Here is an 8,757-nt window from a genome sequence, read left to right on the forward strand (position 1 = left end):
CTCGTGTACGGCGGTCGACCCGATCGGGCCGACCGCCGTCGCGCGTGCGGAGGATAGGCTCGTGGCATGACGGTGGCGGTACGGGTGATCCCCTGTCTGGACGTGGACGCCGGGCGGGTGGTCAAGGGGGTCAACTTCCTCGACCTGCGGGACGCCGGCGACCCGGTGGAGCTGGCCGCCGCGTACGACCGGGCCGGTGCTGACGAGTTGACGTTCCTCGACGTCACCGCGTCCTCCAGCGACCGCGGCACCATGCTCGACGTGGTGCGCCGCACCGCCGAGTCGGTGTTCATCCCGCTGACCGTCGGCGGTGGGGTCCGGCAGGTCGCCGACGTGGACACGTTGCTGCGCGCCGGGGCGGACAAGGTCGGCGTCAACACCGCCGCCATCGCCCGACCGGAGTTGATCGCCGAGATCGCCGACCGGTTCGGCCGGCAGGTGCTCGTGCTCTCCCTCGACGTGCGCCGGTCGTCGACCGCTGCCACGCCCAGCGGCTTCGAGGTCACCACGCACGGGGGTCGACGTGGCACCGGCATCGACGCCGTGTGGTGGGCACACCGGAGCGCCGAGTTGGGCGCGGGGGAGATCCTGCTCAACTCGATGGACGCCGACGGCACCAAGGCGGGCTTCGACCTGGAGTTGATCGCCGCGGTGCGGGCGGTGGTGGACGTGCCGGTGGTGGCCAGCGGGGGCGCCGGTGAGGTGGCCCACTTCCCGCCCGCGATCGGCGCCGGCGCGGACGCGGTGCTCGCCGCCAGCGTCTTCCACTTCGGCGAGCTGACCGTCGCCGAGGTCAAGGACGCGCTGCGCCTCGACGGCCACCCGGTGCGCTGAGCCGCTCAGCGCTCGCCGGAGTGCCCCTCCGGTGACCTGCGCGGGGTGGGGATCGAACGGACCGCGTACTCCTGGACAGCCGCCGCGTGGTCGGCCTCGTCCAGGATCCAGTCGGCGCTGCCGGGCGCGTGCCGGCGGGTCAACACACCCTGCACGGTGTCCACCATGGTCGCCACACCCGCGCGCGGGCGGGTGCGCCACAGCGTCTCACCCTCGGCGGTGATCCGGAACCAGCCGTCGGCGACGCTGACCAGCCCGGCGCCGACCAGCCGCTGGACCGCGGCCTCCACCTCGTGCCGCTGCGGGATCGCGTGGTTGAGGTGGTCGGCGGTGGAGAGCACGTCGGCCAGGCGAACGCCCTCCGGTCGTCGGCTTGTCGCCGACCGACGGTGCCGTCCGGCGCCGCTCGCGATGACGAGCGACACGAAGATCCAGGCGTCCGTCCAGCGCCAACCGTTCTCCCCCATGCAGAGATGATGACGGCGCGCGTCGCGGAAGGGAACACCCACCCGCCAACCGGTGTGCAGCACCACCACCACGTACCGGTTCGCGGACGGTCGGTGAGGTTTCACCCGGCGGGGGTGACCGGCGCGGGGCTGCCCGGCGGCGGTGCGGGGCTGTCGGGTGTGCCGCCCTCCGGCACGGCGAACAGCGGGATGAAGAACTGGGCCAACGGACCGATGGCCAACGCGTACGCGACGGTGCCCACCCCGACCGTGCCGCCGAGCAGCCAGCCCAGCGCCAGCACGGTGACCTCGATGACGGTGCGCACCAGCCGGACCGACCGGCCGGGCCGGCGGGCCACGTACCCGGTCATCAGGCCGTCGCGGGGGCCGGGGCCCAACTGGGCGCCGAGGTACAGAGCGGTGGCGGCGCCGTTGGCGACGATCCCGCTGATCAGCATCGCGATCCGGACGCTGAGCGGGCCACCCTCCGGCAGCAGGGCCACCGTGGCGTCCACCACCAGGCCGATCACCACGACGTTGCTGACCGTGCCGAGGCCGGGCCGCTGCCGCAGGGGGATCCAGAGCAGCAGGACCAGCGCGCCGACGCCGATGGTGACCGTGCCGAAGGAGAGCCCGGTCAGCTCGGAGAGCCCCTGGTGGAACACGTCCCACGGGTCGAGGCCCAGGTCGGAGCGGATCATCAGGGCCATGCTGACGCCGTAGAGCGTGAGCCCGAGGTAGAGCTGGACCAGCCGTCGAACCGGCCGGTGCCGCAGATTGCCAAGCAGTGCCATGCATGCCACCCTAGGTGCCAATCCTCATCGAGGAAGAAGCCAATATCCGAGGAGTGGCCATGACCGGGCAGGTACGCGGTGTCCAATTGGCCCGTCTGCTCGGGCAGTGGCATGCGCTCCCGGGTCGGCGACGCAGCCCCGACTACGCCGCGCTGGCCGGCTCGGTGCGCGGGCTGCTCGCCGACGGCCGGCTGCCGCTGGGTGTCCGCCTCCCGGCCGAACGGGAGCTGGCCGAGGCGCTGCGGATCAGCCGGACCACCGTTACCGCTGCCTACCGGCAGCTACGCGAGAGCGGGCACCTGGCCAGCCGCCGAGGCGCCGGCAGCTGGACGATGCTGCCGGGCAACCACCGGGTGGCCAGCACCGGGCTGTGGACCCCGCTGGACGACCGGGAGATGCTCGACCTCGGCGTCGCGGCGCTGGCCGCCCCGCCGCAGCTGCTGTCGGCCGCCCGGGCCGCCGCCGAGGACCTGCCCCGCTACCTGAGCGGGGCCGGCTACCACCCGACCGGCATCATCGAGCTGCGTGAGGCCGTGGCCGAGGCGTACACCGCCCGGGGCCTGCCCACCTCGGCCGACCAGATCATGGTCACCAGCGGCACCCAGCACGCACTGGACCTGGTGCTGCGGCTCGCGCTCGCCCCCGGTGGCACCGTGCTGGTCGAGTCCCCGACCTACCCCAACGCCCTCGCCGCGCTGGCCGGCCGGCGGGCCCGGATCACCACCCACGGTCTGGCCGCCGACGCCGGCTGGGAGCCCGACCTGCTGCTGGGCAGCCTGCGGCAGACCCGGCCGAAGCTGGCGTACCTGATTCCGGAGTTCCAGAACCCGACCGGGCACCTGATGCCCGCCGCACTGCGCGAGCGCGTGGTCGCCGCCGCGCACGCGGTCGGCACCGACCTGATCATCGACGAGTCCTTCGTGGACCTGTCGATGGACGGCACCGAGCCGCCACCCCCGGTCGCCACCTACGACCGGCACAGTCGGGTGATCAGCATCGGGGGGATGAGCAAGCCCTACTGGGGTGGCCTGCGGATCGGCTGGGTGCGGGCGTCCGCGCCGCAGGTGCAGCGACTGGCCGCCGTGCGGGTCGGGGTCGACATGGCCAGCCCGGTGCTGGACCAACTGGTCGCGGTGCACCTGCTCGCCGACGCCGAGGCCATCGTCGCCGACCGCCGCGTCCAGTTGGCCGTGCAGCGTGACGCCCTGCTCGGCGCGCTGGCGCACCACCTGCCCGAGTGGCGGGTCACCGTGCCACGCGGTGGCGTGACGCTGTGGGCCGAGCTGGACGGCCCGGTCTCCAGCGCGCTGGCCCGGGCCGCGGAGGAGGTCGGCGTACGACTGGCGCCCGGCCCCCGGTTCGGCCTGGACGGCACCCTGGAGCGCTTCCTGCGGCTGCCGTTCACCCTGCCCGCGGCGGACCTCGTGGAGGCCGTCGGGAGGATCGCGGCGATCCGCTACGACCTGGACCGCGCGGGTCGACAGCGCTGGCGGGAGCCGGCCGTCATCGCCTGAGCCGCCGGCCGACCATGCCCCTCGGCGTCATCGTCGCCGGTCGGCCAGCACAGGTATCGCGGTGATATGCCCGGAACACCCTATTTCGACTGCCACAATTTCCTGATGGGTGAGGACCGGGGGACGCGCGGGGTCCGCCGGAGCGCGCCGGGCTCGCGGGCGACCCCGCTCGAACTCTTCTACGACCTGGTCTTCGTCTTCGCCTTCCTGCACGTCACCACGGCCACCGCCGGCAATCCGACCGTCCGCAGCCTGGTCCAGTACCTGGTGCTGCTGGCCCTGCTCTGGTGGTGCTGGTCCGGGTTCGCCGTGCTGGGCAACCTGATCCGCACCGACCAGGGCATCGTCCCGGCGGTCGGTTTCGTCACCATCGCCGCCGCGTTCGTCCTGGCGCTGAGTCTGCCGAAGGCGTTCGTCGATCGTCCCGGTGGCCTGTTCGGTCCGCTGGTCTTCGCGACCTGCTACTTCGTGGTCCGGGCGAGCGAGTCGGTGATCTTCCTGTGGCTCGGCCGCCGGAACCGCGACGTGCGGCGACGCTGGCAACTGCTCGCCCTGCCGGTGCTGCTGGCCACGAGCCTCATCGTGGTCGCCGGGCTGCTGCCGCAGCGGCTCTTCGACGGCACGGCCGAGTCGGTGGCCCGCCTGCTGTGCTGGATCGCGGCCCTCGCCGTGGAGTACGGAGCCGGCATGGCCCTACGGGGCACCGGGTGGACGGTGCTCTCCGCCGGACACTGGGCGGAGCGGCACGGTCAGATCGTCCTGGTCGCCCTCGGCGAGGCCATCATCGCGCTCGGGTTCAGCCCCGACGAGATCCCCGGTCTGCCGCTGACCTGGCCGGTGCTGTTCGCCGCGGTCCTCGGCATCGCGGTGGCCGCGGCGATGTGGTGGGCGTACTTCGACACCCTGGCGCTCGGGATGGAACAGACCCTGCACCGCACCCGCGACCCGGACGCCCGCGCGGCCCTGGCCCGAAACGCCTACAGCTACCTGCACCTGCCGGTCATCGCCGGCATCATCCTGTTCGCGCTCGGGCTCAAGGGGCTGATCCAGCAGGGCGCCGATCCCAGTACGCCGAGCTGGGGCGTTCCGCTGCCGAGCTTCGACCTGCTCGCGCTCTACGGTGGGGTCGGGCTCTACCTGTTCGCGCTCATCGTCCTCGGCCGGAAGATGCTCGGCGCTCGCCGGTGGCCCACGATCGGCGGGATCCTGCTGCTGGTCGCGCTGGTGCCGGTCGCCGCGGTGCTGCCCGAGCTGATCGCGTTGGCGATGTTGGCGCTGGCCACGGCGTTGGCCGTGGCTGCGCAGACGGTCGTCGACTCGCGTCGGCGCAGCGGGGTCCGGCAGACGGCGTTCGAGGAACAGCTCGCCGCGGAGGAGGAACACACCCGGTGGCGGGGCCACCACCTGTGAGGTCCCGTGCCGGCTGGCCGCCCGGCACGGGACCCACTGTCGGCTCAGAGCTCGGCGAGGGTGCCGGCGTACATCTTGTCGATCTCGGCGGCGAAATTGCTCTCCACGCCACGCCGCTTGATCTTCAAGGACGGGGTGATCTCGCCGTCCTCGATCGTCAGGTCGCGCGGCAGAATCGCCACCTTCTTGATCGTCTCCCAGCGGTTGAGCTTGGCGTTGAGCTGGGCGACGTACTCCTCGACCATCGTCTGGGCCTCCGCCGAGGCGACGATCTCGGAGTAGCTGCGCCCTTCGAGGGGGCCGCCGGCCGCCCAGCCGCGGATCGCGTCCGGGTCCAGGGTGACCAGCATCGTGCAGAAGTTGCGGGCCTGACCGACGACGACCGCCTGCGAGGTGTACGGGCAGATGGCCTTGAACATCCCCTCGATGTGCGACGGCGCGATGTACTTGCCGCCCGAGGTCTTGACCAGGTCCTTCTTGCGGTCGGTGATGCGCAGGTAACCCTGCTCGTCGAGGGTGCCGATGTCACCGGTGCGGAAGAAGCCGTCCTCGGTGAACGCCGCGGCGGTCTCCTCCGGCAGGTTGTGGTAGCCGCGCATCACCGGCCGACCACGGACCAGGATCTCCCCGTCGGTGTCGATCCTGCACTCGAGGTCGCCCATCGCCCGGCCCACGGTGCCGATCCGCAGCCCGGCCGGGGGGTTGACGAAGTTGCCCGCGCTGGTCTCGGTCAGGCCGTAGCCCTCGGAGATCGGCAGGTTCGCGGCGGCGAAGAAGGTGGCGATCTCCGGGCTGAGTGGCGCGGCGCCGGACACCAGCACCCGCATCCGGCCGCCCAGGCGGGCCTGGAGCTTGCTGAACACCAGCTTCTCGGCCAACCCGTAGCGCAGCTTCAGCCCGGCCGGCACCGGCTTGCCGGCCTGCTCAAGGGTGACCTTCTCCTTGCCGACGCCGACCGCCCAGCCGAAGATCTTCGCCTTCGCGCCGCCGGCGCCCTGCGCGGTGGTCACCGCCTTGTTGTAGACCTTTTCGAACACCCGGGGTGCGCCGCACATCAGCGTCGGACGGATGACCGAGAGCAGGTCGACCAGCTTGTCCACCCGACCGTCGACGTAGGTGGGCAGGCCGACGTGGATGGCGCCGCAGAGCAGGGTCTTGCCGAACGAGTGAGCCAGCGGCAGCCACAGGTACTGCAGGTCGTCGTCGCGCAGCAGCCCCACGTCCGCCTGCGCCACCGCCTCCCAGCACCAGCCGCCGTGCAGCAGCTCGACGCCCTTGGGCTGCCCGGTGGTGCCGGAGGTGTAGATCAGGGTGGCCAGGTGGTCCGGGCCGATGCCGGCCACCAGCATGTCGATCAGATCCGGCTCGGCGGCCAACGCCTGGGCGCCGCGCTCCTCCAGCTCGGCGAGCGTCAGCTGCGCGATCGCCGCGGTCGGATCGGCGGCACCGTCGAGGAGCACCACGTGGGTGAGCGCGGGCAGGGTCGCCCCGGCGATCTTCGCCGCCTGGGCCGGGTTCTCCGCGAACAGCACCTTCGAACCGGAGTCGGCGATGATGTACGTCGCGTCGGTCGGCTCGGTGGTCGGGTAGACGGTGGTGGTCGCGCCGCCGGCGCACATGATGCCGAGGTCGGCGATCACCCACTCCAGCCGGGTGTTGGCGAGGATCGCGACCGGGTCCTCCTGGCCGATGCCCAGGCCGTGCAGGCCGGCGGCGACCGCCTTGGCGCGCTGACCGACCTGCTCCCAGGTCAGCCAGACGGGCCCCGAGCCGTCGGGGTTCGGGGATGCGAACGCGTTTCGGTCGGGGGTGGCCGCCACGCGCTTGAGAAACATGTCCGGGATGGAGCGGTACGGTACATCGAGAGCCATCGCTGTAGCCGCCTTCGGGGGTGGTGGCGTGACGGTCGTCACGTCATAATGGTTACCGAAGAGTATTGCCTGTCGCCATGCATCGGCTAGCCCTGGTGATCGTCCGGCCGTCCCATCCCACCAACCGGTACGGTCGATCAGGCGTACCGGGCAGCCACCACTGACCAGTCGTAGGTGGCCCGGACCCAGTTGCGCCGGGCCGCCAACGCGTCGCGCAGCCCGTCGTCGCCGGTGGCGCGGAGCGCCTCCTCCGCGTCCAGGTACGTCGCCAACCCCTGGTTGAACCGGTGCGCCGCGCTCCGCAGCGCGGTCGCCTCGTCCGCCTCGCTGTCGTGGGCGATCACCGTGACCAGGTTGTGCGCGTCCGGGTCGGCCTGACTCTCCTTGCCGTACGAGAAGAGGTCGTTGCACCAGCAGACCAGGTCCACCGCCAGCAGGTCCAGGGTGACCAGCCCCGGGTCGGCGCGTTGGGTCGGCCCGGAGGGTCGCCTCGACGCCAGGTCGGTCAGGGTGAGGCAGGGGTGCACGCCGCCGATGTGCCGGCGCAGTTGGACGTACTCCGCCATCTCGGGCACGCGCCGACGTTCCCGGTTGCCCGCCTCCCAGAGCAGCGCCAACAGATACTCCCGCATCTGGCTGACGAACCGCAGCAGCAGCCCGGCGTGATCGTGCAGCCGGGTCCGGCGGCAGAGGTCGTGCAGCGCGTCACCCAGGGGCCCGACGGCGGGCGGTGCCACGTCCGGGTCACCGCAGCGGTCGAGCACGTCGAGCAGGGTGCTGATTGCCGGCCCCAACCGCACCGGGTCGGCGCCGAGGCCGTCCTCGTCGCAGGCGTCATCCATCACAAAGAGCCAGCTGATCAGGTCGGTGAGCAGCCGAAGCCCCTCCACCGAGCCGTCCGGGCAGGCGCGGCCGGCCAGGCCGGCGGCGTCGGCCCGTTCCAGCCGGGAGACACGTTGGCCGGAATCGACCAGCCCGAACGTGCGTGCCCACTCGATGCTCTCACTCGCCACTTGGTCCGTGGCACCATGGCGCCCCGTGGGGAACGGCGGTTCCCGCAGCGCCGAAATCGCGAAGTCCCGCACAATGTGCCCCCACTCCGTGCCGCCCGGCGCGGTGCGGCGCGGTGAAGCGTACGGGAGGACGTATCAGCGTGCTTCGCTGGGTGTGGGGAATCCGACAGCTATTCGGTGACCGTTTACGTACAGACGGTCACATTCCCAGGCTGGCGCCGCGCAGTCGTCCCGCCGCCTCCGTCGAGCCGTTCAGTTGGACCCGGGCCACCCGTTGCCGGCCGGACAGGAACAGCACCAGCTCCCCCGGGGAGCCGACCAGGCGCAGCGGCTCACCGCCGCGACCGACGGAGATCTCACCGTGGCCGGGCGCCTGCACGAGGAGGTTCGCCGGAAAACGGCGCAGGGCCAGCCGGGCCATCGGGGTCACGCGTTTCCAGAGCGCGCTCTGCAGACCGGTGGGCAGGTCGCGCGGCTGCCACCCGGAGCCGGCCCGTCGGACGTCCTCGTGGTGGATGAAGAACTCCATCGTGTTGGCCAGTTCGTCGGTCAGCGGATTGCTGACCGGGCTCCACAGCGGCGGACGCCGTACCTGCGCCACCAGCTCGGGATACTGCTGTGCGGCGAGGCGCTGCCGGACGCGCTCGGCGTATCCGCGCAGCGGCGGCAGCAGGATCCCACCCGCCGCGTCCGGACGGCGCTCCCGCAGCACCAGATGAGCGGCGAGGTCACGGGTCGCCCAGCCCTCGTTGATTGTGGGGGCGGCCGGCCCGAGGGCCAGCAGAAGATCGGCCAGCGCCTCGCGCTCGGCTCGGGCGTACCGCGGCATGGCCCGATCGTAGGCCCGGTGGTCCGTCGGCGCGCGCCGACGGACC

At 72.1% G+C, this 8,757-nt stretch carries 8 protein-coding genes; 3 read left to right on the forward strand and 5 right to left on the reverse strand.

Features of this window, described 5'->3' with window-relative positions; all coding sequences use genetic code 11:
* Positions 1-66: 66 nt before the first annotated feature.
* Positions 67-834 (forward strand): imidazole glycerol phosphate synthase subunit HisF, encoded by a 768-nt coding sequence (gene hisF / locus QCZ28_RS20775; protein ID WP_279518197.1) that lies wholly within the window; start codon positions 67-69, stop codon positions 832-834.
* A gap of 5 nt (positions 835-839) precedes the next feature.
* Here hisF and QCZ28_RS20780 read toward each other — a convergent pair whose 3' ends face one another.
* Both QCZ28_RS20780 and QCZ28_RS20785 read right to left on the reverse strand, forming a co-directional pair.
* Entirely contained in the window at positions 840-1,301 is a 462-nt protein-coding gene (locus QCZ28_RS20780; RefSeq protein WP_030334457.1) for a hypothetical protein, read from the reverse strand.
* A 101-nt stretch (positions 1,302-1,402) separates the two neighbouring features.
* Positions 1,403-2,074, reverse strand: coding sequence for a hypothetical protein (locus QCZ28_RS20785; RefSeq protein ID WP_279518198.1), 672 nt, complete (start codon positions 2,072-2,074; stop codon positions 1,403-1,405).
* A gap of 59 nt (positions 2,075-2,133) precedes the next feature.
* On the opposite strand from QCZ28_RS20785, the gene QCZ28_RS20790 reads away from it, so the two are divergent.
* Both QCZ28_RS20790 and QCZ28_RS20795 read left to right on the forward strand, forming a co-directional pair.
* Positions 2,134-3,588: a PLP-dependent aminotransferase family protein gene (locus QCZ28_RS20790; RefSeq protein WP_279518199.1), complete on the forward strand. Its 1,455-nt coding sequence runs from the start codon at positions 2,134-2,136 to the stop codon at positions 3,586-3,588.
* 105 nt (positions 3,589-3,693) lie between these two features.
* Positions 3,694-4,998, forward strand: coding sequence for a low temperature requirement protein A (locus QCZ28_RS20795; protein ID WP_279518200.1), 1,305 nt, complete (start codon positions 3,694-3,696; stop codon positions 4,996-4,998).
* A 44-nt stretch (positions 4,999-5,042) separates the two neighbouring features.
* Here QCZ28_RS20795 and QCZ28_RS20800 read toward each other — a convergent pair whose 3' ends face one another.
* From QCZ28_RS20800 to QCZ28_RS20810, 3 genes are all read right to left on the reverse strand, one after another.
* Positions 5,043-6,869 (reverse strand): long-chain fatty acid--CoA ligase, encoded by a 1,827-nt coding sequence (locus tag QCZ28_RS20800; RefSeq protein ID WP_279518201.1) that lies wholly within the window; start codon positions 6,867-6,869, stop codon positions 5,043-5,045.
* 137 nt (positions 6,870-7,006) lie between these two features.
* The gene (locus QCZ28_RS20805; RefSeq protein WP_279518202.1) at positions 7,007-7,882 is read right to left on the reverse strand and encodes a terpene synthase; all 876 of its coding nucleotides are present in this window, start codon (positions 7,880-7,882) and stop codon (positions 7,007-7,009) included.
* A gap of 199 nt (positions 7,883-8,081) precedes the next feature.
* A complete protein-coding gene (locus QCZ28_RS20810) occupies positions 8,082-8,711 on the reverse strand; it encodes a TIGR03085 family metal-binding protein (RefSeq protein WP_279518203.1) in 630 nt (209 codons plus the stop codon).
* Positions 8,712-8,757: the final 46 nt, after the last annotated feature.

Source organism: Micromonospora sp. DH14 (assembly GCF_029809455.1).
Taxonomy (GTDB): domain Bacteria; phylum Actinomycetota; class Actinomycetes; order Mycobacteriales; family Micromonosporaceae; genus Micromonospora; species Micromonospora parva.

What these genes read in the sequence shown, in the direction of transcription:
- QCZ28_RS20785 (WP_279518198.1), bottom strand. Translation starts at nt 2,074, where the DNA reads ATGGCACTGCTTGGCAATCTGCGGCACCGGCCGGTTCGACGGCTGGTC.
- QCZ28_RS20790 (WP_279518199.1), top strand. Translation starts at nt 2,134, where the DNA reads ATGACCGGGCAGGTACGCGGTGTCCAATTGGCCCGTCTGCTCGGGCAG.
- QCZ28_RS20800 (WP_279518201.1), bottom strand. Translation starts at nt 6,869, where the DNA reads ATGGCTCTCGATGTACCGTACCGCTCCATCCCGGACATGTTTCTCAAG.
- QCZ28_RS20795 (WP_279518200.1), top strand. Translation starts at nt 3,694, where the DNA reads ATGGGTGAGGACCGGGGGACGCGCGGGGTCCGCCGGAGCGCGCCGGGC.
- hisF (WP_279518197.1), top strand. Translation starts at nt 67, where the DNA reads ATGACGGTGGCGGTACGGGTGATCCCCTGTCTGGACGTGGACGCCGGG.
- QCZ28_RS20780 (WP_030334457.1), bottom strand. Translation starts at nt 1,301, where the DNA reads ATGGGGGAGAACGGTTGGCGCTGGACGGACGCCTGGATCTTCGTGTCG.
- QCZ28_RS20810 (WP_279518203.1), bottom strand. Translation starts at nt 8,711, where the DNA reads ATGCCGCGGTACGCCCGAGCCGAGCGCGAGGCGCTGGCCGATCTTCTG.